A 24,093-nucleotide genomic window follows, 5' to 3' on the forward strand; every position below is an offset into this window, starting at 1 on the left:
TGCCTTTTATATAGACTCTTTTGGCCATTTTAGCCAAAACTTACTATTCTACTGAATCTGCTGGAGCATCTCCAGAATCTGCAGGAGCTACGTCGGTAGCATGCTCTGTCTCCTTCTCTCCAGCCTGCTTTTTCTCCAAAAGTCCTCTCAAACGCTCGTTTTCTGCATTGGCATCTTCCAAAGCAGCATTCAGGGCATCCAGTTCCGACTGGTGAAGCGTATCAACAATATCCATATCTGGAGCCTTTCTCCAACGGGAAGAGCCCAGATTGTAGGTAACACCTAGTTCGAAATAGTAATTCTTGCATCGGCGGGTCCAAGACTGGGAGGCACTTCCTGCACAATTATCAATGTTATGATCGAAGGTATTCAGACCAGCCTCAGCAAAAAGCTGAACCTTTTCTGCCACCTTCCATGCCGAATGAAGACCCAGACTGTAATTCATGGCATAGTTGCCGTGAGTCATCGAGCGGCCCACACCGGCACCGGCAAATGCCATCATGTTCCAGACGCGCTCTTCCTTATAACCCTTGAAAAGGTTGGTAAGGTTGAACATCACCTGCTCATTGGCTACCCAATACTTATTGCCATTGCCCTCGTTGGTATCCTCGTTCCAGTCGGCATCCACCTTCTTTCCCCAAAATCCCTGAATCTTGGTACGAAGACCGATACCTGGCGTAAACCATTTACCGAAAGCCAGGGAGATGCCCGGATTGCTGCGGAACTTTTTGAAAGGACTTTTCGACAGATCGTGTCCTCTCTCTTCGGCAGAATACCATGCATTCCAGTCCAAACCAGCCTGCACGAACCAATTACTGAAAAAAGAATTGGTGGCAATACTATATTTTTCTTCAGGAACCACATCCTGAGCAAAACTACCCATAGAAACACTAGCCAAAGCCAGCAAAGCTAATATCTTTTTCATACCTATCTATTTTTAACTTTCAGTTTAACTACACCTTATTATATATAGCATTCTTTGATGATGGAAGCCTCTACCCTAGAAGATGCTCTATCTCCTGCTGCTGGAGGATGCAGAGCACCGACTTGCCATCAGGAGTATAGTTCACATTCTCGCAGGCGAAAAGTCCATTGACCAATCCTTCCATCTCCTCATTGCTCAACACCTGTCCGTGCGGTATCGCTGCTTGACGGGCAAGCGAAAGAGCCAGGGCTTGGTTGATTTCATCCATGGCAGAGACTCCTTTCTCCACAGCACTGGATACCATATCCTGTACCAGTCTTACCGGATTCATACCTTCCAGACCGGCAGGTACGGAGTTGACGGCATAGCTGCCACCTCCCAGATCTTCCAATTCAAATCCCATCCCGTTCATTTCCGGCAAGATCTTTTCGAAGATTACCTTCTCCGACATCGGGAACTGCACTACTTCCGGGAAGAGAACCTTCTGGGAATGGAAGGTGCGCTCGGCAAGCTGCTTGAGATACTGTTCGAACAGGATACGCACATGGGCACGATGCTGGTCGATGATCATCAATCCCGATTTCACGGCGGTCATGATATACTTGCCTTTATACTGATAATGGGATGGCGACTTCTCGGCTATAATACTGTTAGCCGTAGTACCTGCAGTAGTAGCCTGTTCGGGCTCATCAAAGAGTTCCATCGTATGCTGCTGTTCATCCTGGTCTTTCAACCCCTCGTAAAGCTGTTCCCAGTTCTGGTCTATCTCCGGTTTGGTACTGGAAGGACCAGGAAAACCGGCTCCTACAGGCTTCGCCATAGTAGTAGAACGAGTCTTGAAAGGATTATATCCCGGATTGACGCTGATCTTCGGAGCCGATGCCGAAGGAATCTCTTCCGGATTGAACATCGGGATTTCCGGCTTATCCTCGGTATCGAAGTCGATGGTAGGTACATCATTAAACATACCGATGCTCTCCTTCACGGCAGCCGAGAGAATCTGCCAGATAGCCTGCTCATTCTCAAACTTGATTTCGGTCTTGGTAGGATGAATGTTCACGTCGATGTCCTTAGGATCCACCTCGAAATAGAGGAAGTAAGGCACCTGCTCTCCTACCGGAATTAAACGGTCGTAAGCCGCCATCACCGCCTTGTTGAAATAAGGATGCTTCATGTATCTGCCGTTCACAAAGAAGAACTGATGCACTCCTTTCTTACGGGCAGCCTCCGGTTTGCCGGCAAATCCGGAAACCTTGCACATGGTTGTCTCTACATTGACGGGCAAGAGATCATGATTGAACTTCTTGCCAAACACATCCAGGATACGCTGGCGCAGATTGGCAGCACGAAGATTGAACACTTCTGTGCCATTGCTGTGCAGAGTAAACGAAATCTGCGGATTCACCAAGGCAATGCGCTCAAAAGCGGTAAGGATGTTATTGAGCTCGGTAGAATTCGATTTCAGGAATTTACGGCGGGCAGGAACATTGTAGAAGATATTGCTCACAGAAAAGTTGGTTCCCACAGGACAGGCACAAGGTTCCTGACGCTCATACCGGGAACCCGATATGGCTACGAGGGTACCTATCTCGTCAGACTCCTGACGGGTCTTGAGTTCCACCTGTGCCACGGCAGCGATAGAAGCCAAAGCCTCTCCTCGGAATCCCATCGTACGGAGGGCAAAGAGATCGTCTGCCTTACGGATCTTAGAGGTGGAATGGCGCTCAAAGGCAAGGCGGGCATCCGTCTCCGACATTCCCTTGCCATCATCAATGACCTGGATGTTGGTGCGACCCGCATCCACCACGACCACCTGAATATTCCTGGCGCCGGCATCAACAGCATTCTCCACCAGCTCCTTGATGACAGAAGCTGGTCGCTGTATCACTTCTCCTGCTGCTATCTGATTGGCAACAGAATCTGGTAAAAGTTGGATGACATCACTCATCGTCGTTTCTTTTTTTATTTACGTTTGTTTTTCTTGGTAACTTTTGGCGCTACCTTTGAGGTTTTTCTGGAAGCTGCACGAACTGCTTTCTTAGGAGCTGTCTTGGATGCACTCTTGGATGCCTCCTTGTCAGTTTTCCCTGAGGCTGTCTCAGCTTCAGCCTTCTCCTCGTCCTCCTTGAGAGGTTCCTTCTTCAGGGATTGCAAAGGTGCCTCATGGCGCTTGAAGGATTTCAACTCCGTGCCACTCGACTTGCCACGCCATACAAAAATATCATTCTTATCCATTGGTCGGAGGTCCTCAAACCACGCAAAGTTAGGTAACTTATACTTGGCAGGCGGAACCTGGGTAATCGGATACATGGTACTGGTAAACTTATTGGTCCAGATTTTATCCAACTTTCTGGCTGCTCCCAGATACATACGCATGGTATCGGTCTCCAGATAGTTGAGTCCTACCAGGGAACTGTCCTTGTCGTTGGTCATATAATAGACCGTCTGCACATTGCCGATTGCTTCCGTCATCTTCATTTCTCCTTTTTCGAAATAGGATTTCATTTCAGAAGAAGTAATCTGATTATAATGTACGCTGTCTGGCATCTGCTCGATAGAGAGAGCCTGACCGATGACATGGGCAAAGCGGATGGTGGAGTCTGCCATATAAGCTCTGATTTCCTCACCGAGCATCTGCCGGTTGGCATTCCAGATAACAGGATCCTTATACATTGTCATACATGAATCCTTGGAATTGAAAACCAGGGAATCGCAGATAGCCTGCATGTCGTTGCGGAAAGCACGGACATGCGGATAGGCATGCACCTTGCGATATACCGAATCAGTATTGATATTGAAAGTATAGATGCGCATGGTATCTGAATGCATCCACAACGTATCTTTTTGAGAATAGTCGATGGCTACAGGTCGCTTGGTAGCGAATCCCATTCCCGTCTTCTCATTATAACGGAGATAGTTGCAGGTAAGAGTATTCTTGTTCTTCTTATCCACATACACTACATTGCCATAACCCGTACTCTCGCCATTCTTCACATAGTAGAGACTGTCACCGGTAATCGACTTATCCTTATCCACCAAGGTAGAACGGCCGAAGAGCTTAGCCTTATCGGTCTTGGTATCATAATAACCATCTGCCGTATGCACCACGCTGGAACCGGAAACAATCTTGGAAGGTCCCACCATGTGGGCGGTAGAGGTTGGAACGTCATAATACAAGGTATCGGTGGTAACCACATCCTTACCACTGCGCAACTTCACATTGAAGACGAACTTTGCCTCTCGGGTCTCGGTATGATATTCTCCCCAGTCGGAAACCAGTCGGTCCTTACCGTCGATGAGCGTACCTCCGTCAAAGAAGTTCGCCATGTTATACAGACGGTCAAAATCCAGACTGTCCGTCTTCAGGGTCTGTCTGCGATGGTGCAGCACCACATTTCTGCGGGCATGCATCATCTGCATCATACCATCATATTCAGCCCTCTCGCAGGTAAGCGACAAGGTATCACCCTGACGGTAATGCACATGACCGAAAGCCTTCACAGAGTTGGTACCCTGATAGAAATAGGCACTGTCGCAGGTGAGATGACCTCCCTGGTGCATGAACGAAACCTTGCCCTTTACAATCTGGGCATCAGGGTTTCTGCCAAACATATCGTAGCGCAGCTCATCGGCATGAAGAAGATAGACTCTCTCACCCACCGGGCGCTTCTTGTGTTTCTTCCTAGGTGCCTGCATAGCCTGCACCAGACAAAACCCAAATAGGCATAGAATCAATATGAAAAAGATTCTATGCCCGTTCTTGTTAATATTATGTTGCTTGTTATTGATCATTTAACCCAACCTTGATATTCAAAATTGCAATTCTTGTAGCGATCGTTCATACGAACGTAGGTCTTCTTAATCTTGTCAACCACCCAGTCATGCAACGTTTTTTCTCTTTCCTTGGCAAGGACGACATCCTTCATTACCTGGAAATCTTCAGTAATGGTAGCTCTATGGCCCTCTACCCTACTCACCAACTTGATCAGGGCGCAAGTAGTCTTGCCCTTGCTGTTGACCATGGTAAAAGGTGCAGAAATCTGTCCTACCTTCATGGTATCTACCACACGTGCCACCTCTGTAGGAAGATCCTTCATCTGGAACTTAGAGGTACGGTTGTCTGCCTGGGCTGTATTTGCCATCAATCCCTTGTTGTTGCGGGTATCCTTATCATCAGACAATGCCTCTACGGCTGCCTCGAAGGTAAACTTCTTGGCACGGATATCATTACCGATGGAATCCAGACGACCGATAGACTTGTCGATAGCCTCCTGTGAAACCTTTGGCTTGAGCAGGATATGACGGCACTTGATTTTGTCACCTCGCTTATCAATCAACTGGATGATGTGATAACCGAACTCAGACTCCACAATCTTGGAAATCTTCTTTGGGTCAGTCAGGTTGAATGCCACATTGGCAAATGCAGGATCCAACATACCACGTCCGATATAATCCATCTCACCACCCATTCGGGCTGAACCCGGGTCTTCACTGTACAAACGAGCCAAAGTAGCGAAAGTAGTCTCACCCTTATTCACACGGTCGGTGAAGTCACGCAACTGGTTCTTCACACGGCTGATTTCTTCCATAGGAATACGAGGCTGCATGGTAAGAATCTCTACCTCCACCTCTGTAGGAACGAATGGAATACTGTCTGTAGGCAAGTCATTGAAATACTTACGCACCTGTGCAGGTGATACCTTGATATCCTTCACCAGTTCCTGCTTCATCTTCTGGATGAGCTGGCGGTTCTTGAAATCATCATGCATCTGCTGGCGCATCTGGGTGATGCTCTGCTTACGGTATTCCTCCAGCTTCTCACGGGATCCAATCATGGAAACCCAGTAGTTGATCTGGTCGTCGATGCCCTGCATGACTTCCGACTCAGACACCTCGATACTGTCGATGGCAGCCTGGTGCAGGAAAAGTTTCTGCACGGCAATCTGCTCAGGAATAGAACAGTCTGGATCGCCGACGAACTTGATGCCATCAGCCTCCGACTGCAAGCGGGTAACCTCGACGTCAGACTTGAGGATAGCCTCATCTCCAACTACCCAGATCACCTCGTCAACAATACTTCCCGGGTCGATTGACTGCGAGTCGTTCACCGCTTCCAACTTTGCCGAATCACTGTCGGCAACCGAAGCATGGCGACTCATGCCCATACGTGAGGCGCTTGCGCTCATGCCCATGATAAGGAGCAATGCGATAAACGCCAGACTCATTTTATATCCAGTCTTCATAGATCTGTATTCTGCTTGAATTTTATGTTTAATGTTTGTTTACCGTGGCTAATACCTCAGGGTACACCACAAACTGATATTTCTTTCTTAATGTTGCCACCCATTCCTTCTCCAGCTGGTCCTGATAGTCGGCTATCACCCAGGCTTTCACATCCGTGTATTCCTTAGGTCCCTTCTTGAGAATTTTTCCGAATGTAGCATCGTAAGGATATCCTTTAACCCTCTCTACCTTGGCGCTTGTCTTGAACACCAGTGAATCCACTACAGGATGATCTCCCTTCTTGAAGATACCTTCCTCCACCTGGACACGCACCACCGAATCGGCATTAAACTTCCTTCGAAGCAACTCTGCCCATTGGCTGAAAGGCTTACCCTTTACGCATTTCTTGACCGCTGCCACATCGGCAGCATCCTTTGTATGGTAAGCAATACCCTTGAAACGGGGATGCTCCCATCTGTATTTCTTCTTGTTCTTGGCAAAATAAGCAGCTTGTGCCTGTTCATCATTCGCCGCTTTCTCCCATACCATCCGGTTGCTGATTTCATAGAGCAGCAATCCGTCGTGATACTCCTGCATGAGATATTTCAGATTCTTGTCGTGAGCCGACAATTCTGAAGCTTTCTGATCCAAGACGGTTTCACGGTCACTTCCCGCAGGCAACGTCCTGGCAATGGAATCCAACTTTTCGTTGATGATTCTTTCTCTGATTCCCTTGGCATCGATGAAACGAAGGATATCGTTCTTCACCGAATCATAAGGATAGAAGTCCTGCTTTCCCATCAGCTTGATGATGTGATAGCCAAACTCCGAGAGGATTGGCTTGCTGATTTCTCCCACCTTGAGTGAGAACGCAGCATCCTCAAAAGTCTTCACCGTCTGCCCTCTTGATATCCAGGAGATGTCTCCACCCTTGACGGCAGAACCCTGGTCATCAGAATACTTTCTGGCATATCCGGCGAAATCGCCCCCTTTGCATAGAGCCTGATAGATAGATTGAGCCTTCTGTCGCGCCGTTTCCTGGTCAGCAGCAGAGGCCTTCTGTCCCAAACGGATCAATATGTGGGCAGGATGAACCATTCCGCCCGACCTACAGACACGTTGTTTCGCTTCTTCGTAAATTTTCTGCGCTTCCGCCTCCACATCTCCCGAACTGATCATCGCCGGACGTACCTGTTGGTCACGATACTGCAGGAACTCCTGTTTGAAAGAAGCCGTAGTATCGATATGGGCATCCAATGCCGCCAAAACCTTAAGTTTGTAATTAACAAATAGGTCAACATACTCATTGACTGTCTTCTTGTCAATCACGCCCTCGGAATTGTTTTTGTTATAAGAATATTCAAATTCCGAACGACTGACAGGCTGACCATTGATAGTCATGATAGTAGGGTCGTCGTTTTGAGCAAAAGCTATGCTCCCCGAAAGGAGCATAGCTGCAAAAAGCGCATAAAATCTCATATTACTTTTCAAATAATTATTCTGGGCGGCTGTAATTAGGAGCCTCACTGGTGATAGTGATATCATGTGGGTGGCTCTCCAATACACCGGCATTTGTAATGCGGGCAAACTTAGCGTTGTGCAAGTTCTCGATAGTAGCAGCACCACAGTAACCCATACCAGAACGCAAACCACCAATCAACTGGTAGATAACCTCCTGTACAGTTCCCTTGTAAGGAACACGACCTGCGATACCCTCTGGTACAAGCTTCTTGGCATCCTTGGTATCACCCTGGAAGTAACGGTCCTTAGAACCATTCTTCTGCTCCATAGCCTCGAGAGAACCCATACCGCGGTAGCTCTTGAACTTACGGCCGTTGAAGATGATAGTATCGCCAGGGCTCTCCTCAGTACCAGCTACCAATGAACCGATCATTACGCAGCTACCACCAGCAGCCAGAGCCTTCACTACGTCACCAGAATAGCGCAAACCGCCATCGGCAATCAAAGGAACGCCTGTACCCTTCAAGGCAGAATATACATCATAAACAGCACTCAACTGAGGCACACCTACACCGGCAACGACACGGGTAGTACAGATAGAACCAGGACCGATACCTACCTTTACGCCATCAGCGCCATTCTCTACCAAATACTTGGCAGCCTCGCCAGTAGCAACATTACCTACTACTACATCTACCTGTGGGAAGGCAGCCTTAACCTGCTTGAGCTTCTCGACAACACCCTTAGAGTGACCATGAGCAGTATCAATAACGATGGCATCAGCACCAGCCTCAACCAAAGCCTTGGCACGGTCCAAGGTATCAACAGTAACACCTACACCGGCAGCCACGCGAAGGCGACCCTTGGCATCCTTGCAAGCCATTGGCTTGTCCTTTGCCTTGGTGATGTCCTTGTAAGTAATCAAACCTACCAAGTGATTCTCATTGTCAACTACAGGGAGCTTCTCAATCTTGTTCTCCTGTAAGATGGCAGCTGCGGCAACCAAGTCGGTCTGGATGTGAGTGGTAACCAGGTTCTCGCTGGTCATTACCTCATCAATCTTCTTGTCCATGTGACGCTCGAAACGAAGGTCACGGTTGGTCACGATACCAACGAGATGATTCTCGTCATCCACCACTGGAATACCACCGATATGATAGTCGTGCATCATATCCAGCGCATCCTTCACTGTACTGCCACGACGGATGGTGACAGGGTCATAAATCATACCATTCTCAGCACGCTTCACGATAGCCACCTGACGAGCTTGCTCCTCGATGGTCATGTTCTTGTGGATGACACCAATACCACCTTCACGGGCGATAGCAATCGCCATTGAAGCCTCGGTAACGGTGTCCATCGCTGCTGTAACGAATGGAACGTTCAACTCGATGTTACGAGAGAACTTGGTTTTCAACTCTACCTGTTTTGGTAGTACCTCTGAATAAGCAGGGATCAGAAGGACGTCGTCGTAAGTGAGACCGTCCATTACAATTTTATCTGCAACAAATGATGACATATTGTAACCTTTAAAAATTTATTGCGTGCAAATTTAGCAATAATTTCTCAGATAGAGTTCGCTTTTTACGAAAATCTTACCTTATTAATGCTATTTAACGTGATTAGTTGGCTTGTTCGGACAAAAACTTGATTCTAATCAGTCGAATGTCCTCTTCTGTGTAGTCTTCATCCAACTCATCGAGTGCCGCATCCAAGTCGTCTGTTTCGCTCTCCATGAAGTAGTCATAGATGTCGTCAATCTTGTCGTCATCCATCCTGTCTTCGATGAAATAATCGATATTCAACTTGGTTCCGCTATACACGATTGCCTCAATTTCGTCCAAGAGATCAGCGAACTCCAAACCTTTGGCGCTGGCAAGATCTTCGAGGTCGATCTGTCGGTCGATGCTCTGGATGATATTCACCTTGAGCAATGACTTCTTGGCAACGGTCTTCACGCGCAACTCCTCTGGTCGCTCGATTTCATTTTCTACACAATAGTTCTGGATCAGCTTACAGAATTCCTTGCCATAACGCTTTGCCTTACCGGCTCCCACGCCCTGGATGTTCTGCAACTCCTGCAAGTCGTGCGGATACATGGTAGCCATCTGCTCCAGAGATACATCCTGGAAGATGACGTATGGTGGCAACTTGCGCTTTTTCGCCACACTCTTGCGCAGGTCTTTCAACATGGCAAAGAGAGTTGGATCCAGTGCTTCTCCGTTGTTACTGCCTTCGTGAGCACTCTCTACATAATCGTCCTTAAACTCCTTGTCGGCAACGATCATGAAAGATGTCGGGTTTTTCAGATAACGCTTGCCGGCAGCAGTCAACTTCAAGAGTCCGTAGTTCTCTACATCCTTCTTGAGATAACCGGCTATCAATGCCTGGCGGATTACCGGATTCCATACCTTAGCATCCATATCCTCACCGGCACCAAACTCTTCCAGGTTGTCGTGCTTGTGGGAAACGATGTCGTCGGTGGCACGGCCTTTCACGAAATCGATGATATACTCCTGACGGAAGTTTTCCTTCACGGCAGCCACAGCCTCCAAAACCACTACCAGGGCATCCTTAGCCTCAAACTTCACGGAAGGATGCAGACAGTTGTCGCAATTGTGGCAGTTTTCCACATCATATTCTTCTCCGAAATAATGGAGCAGCATCTTGCGGCGGCAGACAGATGATTCAGCGTATGCGGCAGTCTCCTGCAGGAGCTGTCGGCCGATATCCTGTTCAGCCACAGGCTTGTTCTCCATGAATTTCTCCAGTTTTCTCAAATCCTTGCGTGCATAGAAAGCGATGCAGATACCTTCTCCTCCATCGCGTCCGGCACGACCGGTCTCCTGATAGTAACCTTCCAGACTCTTTGGAATATCATAGTGGATGACAAATCTTACATCCGGCTTGTCAATACCCATACCGAAGGCGATAGTCGCCACGATGACATCGATACGCTCCATCAGGAAGTCGTCCTGAGTCTGCGAACGGGTTGCAGAATCCAGACCTGCATGATAAGGAGCAGCCTTGATATCGTTTGCCTTGAGTACTTCAGCCAGTTCTTCCACTTTCTTTCTGGACAGACAATAGATGATGCCACTCTTACCTGGATGCTGACGGATAAACATGATAATCTGGCGATCGATGTCGTTGGTTTTCTGGCGCACCTCGTAGAAGAGATTCGCACGGTTGAAGGAACTCTTGAATTCCCTGGCATCCACGATGCCGAGGTTTTTCTTGATGTCTGTACGCACCTTGTCGGTAGCCGTTGCCGTAAGGGCAATGACCGGTGCCTTGCCTATTTCGTTGATGATAGGGCGTATGCGTCGGTACTCTGGGCGGAAATCATGTCCCCACTCAGAGATACAGTGTGCCTCATCCACGGCATAGAAAGAGATTTTGATGGTCTTCAAGAACTCTACATTATCTTCCTTGGTCAGAGATTCCGGTGCCACATAGAGGAGCTTGGTCTTGCCACTCAATATGTCGCCCTTCACTTTCTCAATGGCCGATTTGTTCAGAGATGAATTCAGATAGTGAGCCACGCCATCGTCTTCGCTCAGTCCATTGATCACATCCACCTGATTCTTCATCAGGGCAATCAGTGGTGAGATAACAATAGCTGTTCCATCCATAATCAAGGATGGAAGCTGATAACACAAGCTCTTGCCACCACCAGTAGGCATCAACACAAACGTATCGTTGCCTTCCATCAGGTTCCTGATGATAGATTCCTGCTCGCCTTTAAACGAATCGAAACCGAAATAATGTTTCAACTGTTCTGTAAGATTTACCTGTTCCGTCATATCCAACTTTAATTTTATATGTCTTTATATGGTATATAGAAATCAGCCGGGATTCTCTCCCAACTGATTTGATGATATTTACAAAGAAGATGCTTGCCGGAATCCTCCTTACGCAGACTCCAGCTGTCCAAGATGAGCCTTGTCGAGCTGTCCCTTGGCATAATCCAATGTCACTTCAAACGTCTTGATCTTCTTGGATGGTACCTCAAACATCGCATCGGTCATCACTGCCTCTACGATAGAACGAAGTCCACGGGCGCCCAACTTATACTCCACGGCCTTATCTACCATGAAGTCGAGTGCTTCCTCTGTAAAGCTGAGCTTGATGCCATCCATCTCGAAGAGCTTCATATACTGCTTCACGATAGAGTTCTTTGGCTCTACCAGGATCTTGCGCAGCGCATCTCTATCCAAAGGATTGAGATAGGTGAGCACAGGCAGACGACCGATGATTTCAGGGATCAGACCGAATGACTTCAAATCCTGTGGCAGGATGTACTTCATCAGATCCTTCTTATCTACCTTGGCAACATTCTGTACTGAGTTGTAGCCTACCACGTGGGTGTTCAGGCGCTGAGCAATCTTGCGCTCGATACCGTCGAAGGCACCACCGCAGATAAAGAGGATATTCTTGGTATCCACATGGATGTAATCCTGATCAGGATGTTTGCGTCCACCCTTTGGCGGTACGTTCACCATAGTTCCCTCCAGGAGTTTCAAAAGTCCCTGCTGTACACCCTCTCCACTTACGTCGCGGGTGATAGATGGGTTGTCGCTCTTGCGGGCAATCTTGTCAATCTCGTCGATAAAGACGATACCACGCTGGGCAGCCTCCACATTATAGTCGGCTACCTGGAGCAGACGGGAGAGGATACTCTCCACATCCTCACCTACATAACCAGCCTCGGTAAATACCGTAGCATCCACGATGGTGAAAGGTACATCGAGCAACTTGGCAATGGTACGTGCCAGCAATGTCTTACCGGTACCGGTACTACCCACCATGATGATGTTGCTCTTTTCGATTTCCACGCCTTCCTTATCCTCAGGCTGTTGCAGACGCTTATAGTGATTATAGACAGCAACGGCAAGATGACGCTTGGCTTGTTCCTGTCCGATGATATATTCATCGAGATATTCCTTGATCTCCATAGGCTTTGGCACCTGCTTCAAGGCAAACTTCGCGTCATCGCCCTTTGGATTCAATACGCCAGTCTGCTGCACTATCTCAAATGCCTGCTTGGCGCACTCCTCACAGATAAAGCCATTGATACCCGTGATCAACAACTTCACTTCATTCTCGCTTCTTCCACAGAAGCTACATGCTTTCTTTGGCATAATGTCTTTTCCTTTTTCTTCTTTATACCTTATTATATATATACCTTATATTATATATAGCAATCTTGATATACCGTCCCGTTACTTACGTACCAGGATATTATCAATCATACCATACTCCTTTGCTTCCTCGGCAGTCATCCAGTAGTTACGGTCGCTATCAGCATAAACCTTGTCGTATGGAGTATGAGAATGCTCAGAGATGATGGTATAGAGTTCCTTCTTCATCTTCAGGATCTCACGAGCCTCAATCTCGATATCAGAAGCCTGACCCTGAACACCACCCAATGGCTGGTGAATCATCACACGGCTATGTGGCAAGGCAGAACGCTTGCCTTCCTGACCTGAAACGAGCAATACGGCAGCCATGGAAGCAGCCATACCTGTACAGATGGTAGCTACATCACTGGTAATAAACTGCATAGTATCATAGATACCCAGACCGGCAGTAACGCTACCGCCAGGACTGTTCAGATAGATGGAAATATCCTTGCCGCTATCTACAGAGTCGAGATAGAGCAGCTGTGCCTGCAAGGTGTTGGCAGTATAATCATCAATTTCTGTACCCAGGAAGATGATGCGGTCCATCATCAAGCGAGAGAACACGTCCATCTGGGTAACGTTCAACTGACGCTCCTCCAAGATATAAGGGTTCAAATACTTAGCCTGCGACTTCATCACGTCGTCAAGCACCATCCCATTCATACCAAGATGCTTGGTAGCATATTTTCTAAAATCGTTCATATCTATATTACTTTTTTCTTCAAAATAAGGAACAAAAAACGAGGTTATCGACCTCATTATCTCATTCGGTGGAACAAAGATAATAAAAAAAGTCGATAACCTCGTAATTATTTGAAGTTTTTTTTCAAAAAAGTGTTATTCCTGCATCATCTTGTTGAAATCCTCTACAGAAATCTCCTTTTCGTTGAGCTTAACAGCACCCTTGAGGGCTGCAGCCAACTTGCGGTCGATAGAGCGATCTACCAATGCGTCAACAGAGTCACCCTTCTTGAGAATCTCGTTAGCATAGTTCTCGATATACTCCTCTGGGATGTTTGTCATACCATACTGAGCGAACTGTGCACGAGCTGCCTCCTTAGCGGTCTCCTTGATATCCTCGTCGTTCACCTTGATATCCTGAGCCTTGATGAGCTGCTCCTTGATGAGGTGCCATGTCAACTCCTTGATGCTCTGCTCGTAGTTCTTCTCTACGAACTCCTCACCCTTATCCTTGTTGTTAGCCAACATGATGCGCTTCAAGAGTGCATCTGGGAATGTCAACTCACCAACCTTCTTCTCGCAGTGCTCGCGTACATCGAGGATGAACTTGTAGTCAGAGTCGTTAACCAACTGCTCCTGCAAGCCCTCAGCGATCTTAGCACGGAAAGCAGCCTCGTCCTTCACGTCAGTATCCTCACCGAATACCTGCTTGAAGAGCTCCTCGTTAATCTCGTGCTTCTTGAAGCGCTGGATCTCTGTGATCTGGAAGCTGAACTCAGACTCCAGGTCAGCAACAGCCTCACGCTCGATCTTCAAGAGAGAAGAAACCTCTGTATCGTTCTCTGGGTAAGCCTTCTTAGGGTTGAAAGTGATTACATCACCCACCTTAGCGTCATTGAAGAGATTCTTCTGCTCCTCTACCTTGATGTAGCTAGGCATCAGGATAGCACCCTCAACAGTGATACCACCTTCCTTGGTGTTACCGTTCTCGTCGAGCTCACGGATATCACCCTTCAAAAGGTCGTTCTCCTCATACTTCTCACCCTTCTCGTAGCTACCTGCACGCTGAGCGTACATCTCTACCTGCTGGTCGAGGATCTTGTCGTCAACCTTGATGTTATAGTAATCAACCTTGTCGCGACCGTTGAGAGTAACCTTGAACTCAGGTGCAACAGCGATGTCGAACATGAATGTGAAGGTTGTGTCCTTCTCCAGGTCAGCTGGCTCCTGCTTCTCTGATGGGAGAGGCTCGCCGAGCATCTGGATATTGTTGTCCTGTACATACTTGTAAATCTCCTGGCCAACGAGCTTGTTGATGGCCTCCATCTTTACAGATGCACCGAACTGGCGCTTAATCATACCCATAGGAGCCTGACCAGGACGGAAACCTGGAACATTAGCCTTCTTACGGTAATCTTTCAATGTCTTCTCGACTTCGTTCTTATAGTCTGCCTCCTCTACAACGAGAGTCATAAGACCATTAATCTTGTCAGGATTTTCAAATGAAACTTTCATCTTGATTTTTTATTTTTATTAATTAATTTATTATCTTGTTCAATCGGTTCAGGCTCTCCCTGACGTTCCAGGATAAGCCTTTTACACAATCGGCTTGCAAAATTACGCATTTTTAGCCGATATACCTAATATATAAGAGAAAAATTTGTTTTTTTAACCTAATTACTCCTTATCTCTTGCTTTTTTCTGCTCATCCAGCAGCTGGAAGTCCTTCTTTCTAAGCACAAAGCTGGTTGTAAGGTACTTCTCCTTCACTGTCTTGTTTTCTGCCAGCTCCTCCGGAGTTCCCTGGAAAAGGATACGGCCTTCGAAGAGCAGATAGGCTCTGTCGGTGATGGTAAGTGTCTCATCCACATTGTGGTCGGTGATGAGGATTCCGATGTTGCGGTACTTCAGTTTCCATACGATATGCTGGATTTCCTCTACCTGGATAGGATCGACTCCGGCAAATGGCTCATCGAGCATGATGAACTTAGGATCGTTGGCAAGACAACGTGCGATTTCCACTCTTCGGCGCTCACCTCCGGAAAGCTGGTCGCCCAGGTTCTTGCGCACCTTCTGCAGGTCGAAGTCCTTGATCAGGCTCTCCAGTTTCTCAAGCTGATAGGCTCTTGGCTTGCCGGTCATCTCAAGCACCGACATGATATTGTCTTCCACACTCATCTTGCGGAATACGCTCGCCTCCTGTGGCAGATAGCCGATTCCGGCACGGGCACGCTTATACACAGGAAACTTGGTTATTTCCTGATCACCCAGATATACATGTCCCTCATTAGGTACCACCAGTCCAGTGGTCATATAGAATGAAGTAGTCTTACCCGCACCATTCGGTCCGAGCAAGCCCACAATCTCACCTTGCTTTACATTGATGGTTACGCCATTGGCAACGGTTCGCTTGCCATAGCGCTTTACCAGTCCTTCTGTTCGCAGTACTAATCTGCCGTCAGAAGACTGCTGCTCTGAATTCATTATTTCGTCCATAATTAGCTAATTTGACTGCAAAAATAATAAAAAACGGGGAAATATCACCTTAAAAAACTAAAACTCTTCATAATATTGCAGTTTTTTAGAGGATTTTGCTTAATTTTGCAGCAAAATTCATAGAATATTGACATGATAATAGAAAAATGGCTTACCACCTTCGGTAAATATTTGATATTGATGGGCCGCTCGTTCTCGCGACCAGAACGTATGCGCATGTTCCTCAAGCAATATATCAAGGAAATGTCTCAGCTGGGAGTCGATTCCATCGGCATCGTACTCCTCATCTCATTCTTCATCGGTGCAGTTATCTGTATCCAGATGAAACTGAACATCCAGAGTCCATGGATGCCTCGATGGGTTTCGGGTTATACCACCCGAGAAATCATGCTGCTGGAGTTCTCTTCCAGTATCATGTGTCTCATCCTCGCCGGAAAGGTGGGTTCCAACATCGCTTCCGAGCTGGGTACCATGCGAGTAACCCAGCAGATCGATGCACTCGACATCATGGGTGTCAACTCTGCATGCTATCTGGTGCTGCCAAAGATTCTCGGTCTGGTCACCATCATGCCTTTCCTCGTCATCTTCTCATCTCTGATGGGTATCATCGGTGCATACGGTACGGCATTCATCGGACATATTCTCCCGCCGGACGACCTTACCCTGGGACTCCAGCATTCCTTCAACCAGTGGTTTGTGTGGATGAGTATCATCAAGAGTCTCTTCTTCGCATTCATCATCTCCAGTGTTTCCTCCTACTTTGGATACACCGTGGAAGGTGGTTCGGTAGAGGTAGGTAAAGCTTCCACCGATGCCGTGGTTTGCTCCAGCGTTCTCATCCTCTTCTCGGATGTGTTCCTTACTCAATTACTCTCTTAAAGACTCTGGCTATGATAGAAGTTCAAAATCTTACAAAAGCATTCGGCGACAAGACCGTACTCGATAATATCAGTGTGAAATTTGAAACGGGAAAGACCAACCTCATCATCGGACAGAGTGGTTCGGGAAAGACGGTGTTGATGAAGAACCTTGTCGGACTCCTCGAACCTACCAGCGGAAAGGTACTCTACGACGGCCGCGACTTCGTACAGATGAGCAAGAAGGAGAAGGTGATGATGCGACGCGAGATGGGTATGATTTTCCAGAGCGCAGCCCTCTTCGACTCGCTCAATGTGCTGGAGAACGTGATGTTCCCCCTCGATATGTTCTCGAATATGAATTACAAGGAACGTGTGAAGAGAGCACAGGAATGTCTCGACCGTGTCAACCTGATTGACGCCCAACAGAAATACCCTGGCGAAATCTCGGGTGGTATGCAGAAACGTGTTGCCATCGCCCGTGCCATCGTGATGAATCCGAAATACCTCTTCTGCGATGAACCGAACTCTGGTCTCGACCCAAAGACTTCGCTCGTCATCGACGAACTCCTCTCGGGCATCACCAAGGATTACAATATGACAACCATCATCAATACCCACGATATGAACTCTGTGATGGGTATCGGTGAGAACATCTGCTTCATCTGCAAGGGTCACAAGGAATGGCAGGGCAACAAGGACCAGGTAATGTCTTCTACCAACGAGCAGCTCAACGACCTCGTCTTCGCTTCCGACCTCTTCAGAAAGGTGAAGGAAGTGGAAATGAAAGGGAAGAAATAAAGAGGGGGTGTCATTAGTCACAGCCAATACGCCCTGAAAGGGCAGAAGCTCCTAGCCCAGGGCATCACCCTGGGTTTTAGAACAAATACAAAAAAGTCGCCCTGAAAGGGCAAAAGCTTTCAATTTCAAAGCTTTTGCCCTTTCAGGGCGACTTTACTTTTTGCCAACATTACCCAGGGCGATGCCCTGGGCTAGGAGCTTTTGGGCTTTCAGCCCGACTTCGGCTGCCATCATCTAAACTTATGACACCCCTCTACTTATCTCATTTTCCATTCACCTTTCACCTCTACCATCGGAACCACGATCTGTTCCTTGGTACTGTCACCATAAGCCACCTGCAGGAAGACATCAGCCACATGGCGGGCGGTATCTGCCTTGGCATTCAGCACATCAATCTTCTTCATGCCTGCATGTTCTTTTTGCTGCTGCTCCACATACATTTCCGCATTGAGCACCAGCTGCTCGTGATATCCTTTCGGAATACGGTAAGGTTGGTTGAAACCAGCCACATACTCCTTATACTTTCCTTCCAGGAGCAGGTCGTAATATCCCTTGGCTGCGATACCTGCCAAATAGCCAGGGTCAGGACTCTCCTCCTTGCAGGAAGAAAGTCCCAACCCTATGCTGAATATCATAAAAAACAAAAGTTTCTTCATTTTATAGATGCTTTTGCCCTTTCAGGGCGTCCTATCCATTACGCTTCAATTACTTCTGACGGATGAAGACATTGATTGGACAACCATGCAATGACCAGTTCTCACGGATCTTGTTCTCCAGGAAGCGGCGATAGTTCTCCTTTACATACTGTGGCAGGTTGGCATAGAACACAAACGATGGAATCGTAGTGTTAGGCAACTGTGTACAGTACTTGATCTTGATATACTTACCCTTCACGCTCTGTGGTGGATAAGCCTCGATGATAGGCAGCATCACCTCATTGAGCTTGGAAGTACCGATATGAGCCTTGCGGTTCTGGTAAACCTCCTTGGCAGTCTCCAGCACACGGAAGATACGCTGCTTGGTCAATGCAGAAGCAAAGATGATAGGGAAATCCACGAATGGAGCCATTCGGTTGCGGATGGCATTCTCGAAGGTATCGATCACCTTCTGGTTCTTCTCCTCTACCAGATCCCACTTGTTTACTACCACCACCAGACTCTTGTTGTTCTTCTGGATCAGCTGGAAGATATTCATATCCTGGGTCTCGATACCACGGGTGGCATCCAGCATCAGGATGCAGACATCACTGTTCTCGATGGCACGGATGGAGCGCATCACGGAATAGAATTCCAGGTCCTCGCTCACCTTGTTCTTTCTGCGGATACCGGCAGTATCTACCAGGTAGAAGTCGAAGCCGAACTTATCGTAACGGGTATAGATACTGTCACGGGTAGTACCGGCAATCTCGGTAACGATGTTTCTATCCTCACCGATGAAGGCATTGATGATACTGCTCTTACCTGCGTTAGGACGACCTACCACAGCGAAACGAGGAATATCCTCCTCGATATCTTCCTCAGGATTATCCTGAAGCTTGTCCAATATGATGTCGAGCAAGTCACCCGTACCACCACCTGTTGCAGCACTGATACACTGAGGATCACCCAAGCCCAGCTTGTAGAACTCGGCAGCCTCATAATACTCAGCACTGTTATCCACCTTGTTGGCAACAAGGATTACAGGCAGTTTGGCACGACGCAAGATGAGAGCAACATCCTCATCCCAGTCGGTCAAACCGGTGTTTACATCTACCAGGAAGAGCACCAGGTCGGCCTCTTCTGTAGCTACCAACACCTGCTTGCGGATAGCATCCTCGAAAATGTCATCTGATTTAACGACCCAACCACCGGTATCCACCACAGAGAATTCTCTGCCGTTCCAGCTGCATTTACCATACTGACGGTCGCGGGTAGTACCAGCCGTATCACTAACGATAGCGCGACGAGATTGAGTCAAACGATTGAATAAAGTAGATTTACCCACGTTAGGGCGACCTACGATTGCTACTAAATTTGCCATAAATAGTCATTCGCCTCCTTCCTTTCAGGAGGTATCATGGATGTGGTCTCTGCATCCAAGTTAATAATTTGCCGAAGCTGACCTTGCTCCGGCCCTCGCTCCTCTGGCGAGAGTCACTCCCTCGATTACATTCAGGGAGGAGAAAGTTGTTATTCCGGATTATATCCGAAGGCATCGAGTTCTCGCTGAGAACTGCGCCAATCCTTATCAACCTTTACGAAGGTTTCCAGGAATATCTTCTTGCCGAAGAACTTTTCCAAAGCCTTTCTACTCTCGGTGTTCACCTTCTTCAGAGCCACGCCCTGATGTCCGATGATGATTCCCTTCTGAGAGTCACGCTCTACGTAGATCACGGCATTGATGTGGATGCGGGTATCATCCTCCTTGAACCGCTCCACTCTCACCTCTACAGCGTAAGGAATCTCCTTGTCGTAGTAGAGGAGAATCTTCTCACGGATAATCTCCGATACGAAGAAACGGGCTGGCTTGTCGGTCAACTGGTCCTTGTCAAAGAACGCAGGCGACTCAGGCAACAGCTCCTTGATACGCTTCAGGAGCATATCCACGCCAAACTTGTTTTTCGCAGAAATAGGAAGAATCTCGGCATTCGGCAACAGAGAGTGCCATTTTTCCACGATATCTCCCAACTTCTTCGGGTCGCTCTGGTCAATCTTGTTGATGAGCAGGAGCACCGGAATCTTCATCTTCTTCACCTTCTCCAGGAATTCGATGTTCTTCTCAGGATTCTCTATCACATCAGTAACATAAAGCAGCACATCGGCATCAGCCAATGCACTCTCCGAGAAGGCAAGCATCATCTCCTGCATCTTGTAGTTTGGCTTCAAGACGCCAGGGGTATCCGAAAACACGATTTGCATATCATCGGTATTCACGATACCCATGATACGATGACGAGTGGTCTGCGCCTTGAAGGTAGCGATGCTGATACGCTCGCCCACCAGTTGATTCATCAGCGTACTCTTACCCACATTAGGGTTACCCACGATATTTACAAAACCTGCTTTATGCATACGATAAAAATTGATTTTAAGCTAAAGAAACGCATCCTTGCTTATTCATTATATTATAGATGAAGTAAGAAAGATGCGTTTCCTTATATAGATAATTATTCTATCCTATTTTTGATATGTCTTACTTGCCGCAAGCAGCACCATCGTATGCCCACTTATAGAAAGAGGCACCGTGTACGAAACCTGCACCGAAGGCTGTGAAGATGATGTTGTCACCCTTCTTCAACTGGCTTTCAGCATCCCAGAGTGCCAATGGAATTGTAGCAGCACTGGTATTTCCGTAACGTTCGATGTTTACTACCACCTTGTCAAGTGGAATTCCTGCACGCTTGGTCACTGCCTCGATGATTCGGAGGTTCGCCTCGTGAGGAATCACCCAGTTCACATCATCAGCCTTCAGATTGTTCATCTCCAGGATCTTCATCACGTCGTTGCTCATATCGGTTACTGCGTAACGGAATACGGTACGACCTTCCTGATAAAGATAATGCAGACGATGATCTACGGTGAAGTGTGAAGGAGGGCAAACAGAACCACCAGCCTTCATGTGGAGGAAAGGCAAGCCTTGTCCATCGGTACGAAGGTATGAGTTCTGAACACCTACATTCTCTTCTTCTGTAGCCTCTACAAGAACTGCGCCGGCACCGTCGCCGAAGAGCACACAGGTAGCACGGTCGGTATAGTCAACCAGTGAAGACATCTTGTCTGCACCGATGACGATGATCTTCTTGTATCTTCCACTCTGGATCATGCTTGCCGCAACATCGAGAGTGTAGAGGAATCCACAGCAAGCTGCAGAGAAGTCGAATGCGAAAGCGTTCTTCAATCCGAGCTTACCGAGGACGATAGATGCTGTAGAAGGGAACTTGTAGTCAGGTGTTGTGGTTGTCACAATCAAGGCATCGATTGTGTCTGGATCCACGCCAGTCTTCTGAATCAACTGCTTAGCAGCTTTACGTGCCAAGTAGCTGGTTCCGAGACCTTCCTCTGTAAGGATGTGGCGCTCTTTGATACCCACACGGGTGGTAATCCACTCGTCAGTAGTATCAACCATGCGAGACAACTCCTCGTTGTTGAGGATGTAGTCAGGCACGTATCCACCCACACCTGTAATTACAGCATTGATTTTACCCATTATTCAGCTGCTTCCTTAACGATAGCTACCTTGCCTCTATAGTATCCGCAAGTTGGGCAAACAGTGTGGTAAACATAATATGCACCACAGTTAGGGCAAACTGCCAATGTAGGAGCTACTGCCTTATCATGAGTTCTTCTCTTAAGTGTACGTGTCTTTGACTGTCTTCTTTTAGGATGTGCCATAATTTTTTAAATGTTTTAATTTTTGAATTTTACTTTTTTAATTTTAAAAGAGCTGCCCATCGTGGATCTACAGATTCTTCGTCTTCCTCACCGCTTCGGGCGGCAGAATGCTGTTGGAGCATTTCAATCATAGCAGGATTGCATTTTCCAGGTGCATGCACATGCTTGATGGGAATGTTAAGATCTATAAATTCATAGATGAACCACGAGATATCGAGCATTCCTTCGTTCTCGGCCACAATCACGAGGTCATCTTCTTCTGAGTAGTCGTCTCCGAACTTGACCATGAGTCTGTCATCGGTCTCAATGGACTGGTCCATATCATCCAGACAGATGTCACATGGTATGTGTACCACTCCCTCTGTGTGAAAATTGAGCTCGAAGAAGTCGTCCGTCCTGTTAATGGACAGACTACTCTGCAACTCGCCTCTCTGAATATCAGGAGCGTCTATTGCCTGAAAGTATTCATCATCTAGCTTAAACTCCAAGTTTGTTACCCCTTGAGGCAAAGCTTTCAAATCAATCTTAAAAGACTCTATATTACACATAATTCAATATATACCATATTGGTTTCGGGCTGCAAAGTTACAAATAATTTTTGAGATAAAATAATTTTTTATGTAAAAATCACTAAAATCTCTCATTATTAACTGATTATTCTCGGATAATTTGCCGTTTTCTGGTTTTTTCAGGCTCAGGATTCCATCTTGAGTTCGATTCTGAAGGTTGTACCCTTGCCTGGTTCACTGCTTTTTATCCATATCTTGCCATGATGGTATTCTTCTACGATTCGCTTCGCCAGCGACAGTCCCAATCCCCAGCCACGCTGCTTTGTGGTAAAACCGGGACGGAATACGTGCTTCATATCCTTCTTCCTGATTCCCTTACCTGTATCTTCTACTTCAATGATGGCACGATGAGAAGCTTCCATCAAACGGAGGGTAATCCGTCCGCCTTCTGCTCCCATCGCATCAACGGCATTCTTGCAGAGGTTTTCGATCACCCATTCAAAGAGGGAAGCATTCATCCTGACGATGACTTCATGTGAAGGCATTTCCTTCACCAGCTGCACCTTCCGGGAGGTTCGACGGTCCATATACGCTATGACATGATCCAGCACCTCGTTCAGACTGGCTGGTACCGGCTCCGGCAGCGAACCAATCTTGGAGAATCGGTCGGCTATCAACTGGAGCCGCTTGACATCCTGGTTCATCTCGGGAATCAGTTCATCATCGGGATAATTCATACGGAGGATTTCAATCCATGCCATCAGACTGGAGATAGGGGTACCCAACTGGTGAGCAGTTTCCTTCGACAGTCCCACCCATACCTTATTCTGTTCCGCCTTTTTGGAAATAAGCAAAGCAAAGATGGCGATGACCACAAAGAGCAGCACTACCCCTAATTGTATATAGGGATAAACAGAAAGCCTGCGTATCATCACCGATTCATCATAGCAAACCTGCAGATAGTCATGGGCAGAGTCATCGAGTTCTATCTTGATATTTTTGCCCTGAGCCAGCAGTCGCTGTCCGATAAGAGAAGCCTGACGCAAGGAATCCTGTTCATCCTTTCCCTCGATCTCCACATTTCTGAAGGTTTGCGCCCGATTCTGGTCATCGAGCACGATGACAGGGATACTATGATTTTCATTAATCACCTTGAGCACCAGACTCAGATCCGTATTTTCATCAGCCTTATTGAGAGTGCGCATAGCTTCCGCCCACACCTCCATCCTATTCCGTTCCTCCAGTGCCAGATCCCGCACCAGGAAATGAGACACGAGCAAAGAGGCGACAGCAATCAAAACCGCTGCTATCACCCAGTAAATCTTCACCTGTCGTATCCTATCTGTCCAATTCATGCTGCAAAAATACAAAAAAGCCTCAGAAATCTTTCGAAATCTGAGGCTCTTGATAAAAGAAGGCGGCTACCTACTCTCCCGCATTGCATTGCAGTACCATCGGCGCAAGTGAGCTTAACTTCTCTGTTCGGAATGGGAAGAGGTGGGACCTCACCGCAATAACCACCTGATAATGGGTTATGACGTAATTGCACACAAGCAAAACAAGATAATGAACTGTATATACAGT

General features: G+C 47.3%; 20 protein-coding genes and 1 rRNA gene. 2 read left to right on the plus strand and 19 right to left on the minus strand.

Features of this window, described 5'->3' with window-relative positions:
- Positions 1 to 43: 43 nt before the first annotated feature.
- The 11 genes from CFT61_RS13770 to lptB form a co-directional block, all read right to left on the minus strand.
- Entirely contained in the window at positions 44 to 925 is an 882-nt protein-coding gene (locus CFT61_RS13770) for an OmpA family protein (protein WP_142990643.1), read from the minus strand.
- A 70-nt stretch (positions 926 to 995) separates the two neighbouring features.
- Complete coding sequence (gene mutL / locus CFT61_RS13775) at positions 996 to 2,873, minus strand: DNA mismatch repair endonuclease MutL (protein ID WP_089544981.1); 1,878 nt, start codon at positions 2,871 to 2,873, stop codon at positions 996 to 998.
- Between the two features lie 14 nt (positions 2,874 to 2,887).
- Positions 2,888 to 4,717: an OstA-like protein gene (locus CFT61_RS13780; protein WP_089544982.1), complete on the minus strand. Its 1,830-nt coding sequence runs from the start codon at positions 4,715 to 4,717 to the stop codon at positions 2,888 to 2,890.
- Positions 4,714 to 6,168 (minus strand): peptidylprolyl isomerase, encoded by a 1,455-nt coding sequence (locus tag CFT61_RS13785; protein ID WP_089544983.1) that lies wholly within the window; start codon positions 6,166 to 6,168, stop codon positions 4,714 to 4,716. The genes CFT61_RS13780 and CFT61_RS13785 overlap by 4 nt, the downstream gene beginning before the upstream one ends.
- Positions 6,169 to 6,196: 28 nt before the next feature.
- Positions 6,197 to 7,627 (minus strand): peptidylprolyl isomerase, encoded by a 1,431-nt coding sequence (locus tag CFT61_RS13790; protein WP_089544984.1) that lies wholly within the window; start codon positions 7,625 to 7,627, stop codon positions 6,197 to 6,199.
- Positions 7,628 to 7,643: 16 nt separating this feature from the next.
- Entirely contained in the window at positions 7,644 to 9,128 is a 1,485-nt protein-coding gene (gene guaB / locus CFT61_RS13795) for an IMP dehydrogenase (protein WP_089544985.1), read from the minus strand.
- A gap of 103 nt (positions 9,129 to 9,231) precedes the next feature.
- The gene (gene recQ / locus CFT61_RS13800; RefSeq protein WP_089544986.1) at positions 9,232 to 11,415 is read right to left on the minus strand and encodes a DNA helicase RecQ; all 2,184 of its coding nucleotides are present in this window, start codon (positions 11,413 to 11,415) and stop codon (positions 9,232 to 9,234) included.
- 108 nt (positions 11,416 to 11,523) lie between these two features.
- Positions 11,524 to 12,753 carry an ATP-dependent Clp protease ATP-binding subunit ClpX gene (gene clpX / locus CFT61_RS13805; RefSeq protein WP_089544987.1) on the minus strand — a complete coding sequence of 410 codons (1,230 nt, stop codon included), beginning with the start codon at positions 12,751 to 12,753 and terminating at the stop codon, positions 11,524 to 11,526.
- 81 nt (positions 12,754 to 12,834) lie between these two features.
- On the minus strand, positions 12,835 to 13,497 hold the full coding sequence (gene clpP, locus CFT61_RS13810; protein WP_089544988.1) for an ATP-dependent Clp endopeptidase proteolytic subunit ClpP: 663 nt from the start codon (positions 13,495 to 13,497) through the stop codon (positions 12,835 to 12,837).
- A gap of 135 nt (positions 13,498 to 13,632) precedes the next feature.
- Positions 13,633 to 14,991, minus strand: a complete 1,359-nt coding sequence (gene tig / locus CFT61_RS13815) for a trigger factor (protein ID WP_089544989.1) — start codon at positions 14,989 to 14,991, stop codon at positions 13,633 to 13,635.
- Positions 14,992 to 15,153: 162 nt separating this feature from the next.
- A complete protein-coding gene (gene lptB, locus CFT61_RS13820) occupies positions 15,154 to 15,972 on the minus strand; it encodes an LPS export ABC transporter ATP-binding protein (protein ID WP_089544990.1) in 819 nt (272 codons plus the stop codon).
- Between the two features lie 132 nt (positions 15,973 to 16,104).
- On the opposite strand from lptB, the gene CFT61_RS13825 reads away from it, so the two are divergent.
- Positions 16,105 to 16,851, plus strand: coding sequence for an MlaE family ABC transporter permease (locus CFT61_RS13825; RefSeq protein WP_089544991.1), 747 nt, complete (start codon positions 16,105 to 16,107; stop codon positions 16,849 to 16,851).
- Between the two features lie 11 nt (positions 16,852 to 16,862).
- A complete protein-coding gene (locus tag CFT61_RS13830; RefSeq protein WP_089544992.1) occupies positions 16,863 to 17,630 on the plus strand; it encodes an ABC transporter ATP-binding protein in 768 nt (255 codons plus the stop codon).
- Between the two features lie 257 nt (positions 17,631 to 17,887).
- Here CFT61_RS13830 and CFT61_RS13835 read toward each other — a convergent pair whose 3' ends face one another.
- The 8 genes from CFT61_RS13835 to rrf all read right to left on the minus strand — a co-directional run bounded on the left by CFT61_RS13835 (position 17,888) and on the right by rrf (position 24,034).
- Positions 17,888 to 18,286 (minus strand): hypothetical protein, encoded by a 399-nt coding sequence (locus tag CFT61_RS13835; protein ID WP_089544993.1) that lies wholly within the window; start codon positions 18,284 to 18,286, stop codon positions 17,888 to 17,890.
- A 49-nt stretch (positions 18,287 to 18,335) separates the two neighbouring features.
- Positions 18,336 to 19,649 (minus strand): ribosome biogenesis GTPase Der, encoded by a 1,314-nt coding sequence (gene der / locus CFT61_RS13840; RefSeq protein WP_089544994.1) that lies wholly within the window; start codon positions 19,647 to 19,649, stop codon positions 18,336 to 18,338.
- A 149-nt stretch (positions 19,650 to 19,798) separates the two neighbouring features.
- Positions 19,799 to 20,680 (minus strand): GTPase Era, encoded by an 882-nt coding sequence (gene era / locus CFT61_RS13845; protein WP_089544995.1) that lies wholly within the window; start codon positions 20,678 to 20,680, stop codon positions 19,799 to 19,801.
- Between the two features lie 121 nt (positions 20,681 to 20,801).
- On the minus strand, positions 20,802 to 21,815 hold the full coding sequence (locus CFT61_RS13850) for a beta-ketoacyl-ACP synthase III (RefSeq protein ID WP_089544996.1): 1,014 nt from the start codon (positions 21,813 to 21,815) through the stop codon (positions 20,802 to 20,804).
- Positions 21,815 to 22,000 carry a 50S ribosomal protein L32 gene (gene rpmF, locus CFT61_RS13855; protein ID WP_006848356.1) on the minus strand — a complete coding sequence of 62 codons (186 nt, stop codon included), beginning with the start codon at positions 21,998 to 22,000 and terminating at the stop codon, positions 21,815 to 21,817. Before rpmF ends, CFT61_RS13850 begins: the two co-directional genes overlap by 1 nt.
- A 29-nt stretch (positions 22,001 to 22,029) precedes the next feature.
- Positions 22,030 to 22,548 (minus strand): YceD family protein, encoded by a 519-nt coding sequence (locus CFT61_RS13860; RefSeq protein ID WP_089544997.1) that lies wholly within the window; start codon positions 22,546 to 22,548, stop codon positions 22,030 to 22,032.
- Positions 22,549 to 22,694: 146 nt separating this feature from the next.
- Positions 22,695 to 23,864 (minus strand): sensor histidine kinase, encoded by a 1,170-nt coding sequence (locus CFT61_RS13865; RefSeq protein WP_089544998.1) that lies wholly within the window; start codon positions 23,862 to 23,864, stop codon positions 22,695 to 22,697.
- A gap of 57 nt (positions 23,865 to 23,921) precedes the next feature.
- A 5S ribosomal RNA gene (rrf, locus tag CFT61_RS13870) occupies positions 23,922 to 24,034 on the minus strand.
- Between the last annotated feature and the right edge of the window lie 59 nt (positions 24,035 to 24,093).

Source organism: Segatella copri, from assembly GCF_002224675.1.
GTDB lineage: Bacteria > Bacteroidota > Bacteroidia > Bacteroidales > Bacteroidaceae > Prevotella > Prevotella copri_U.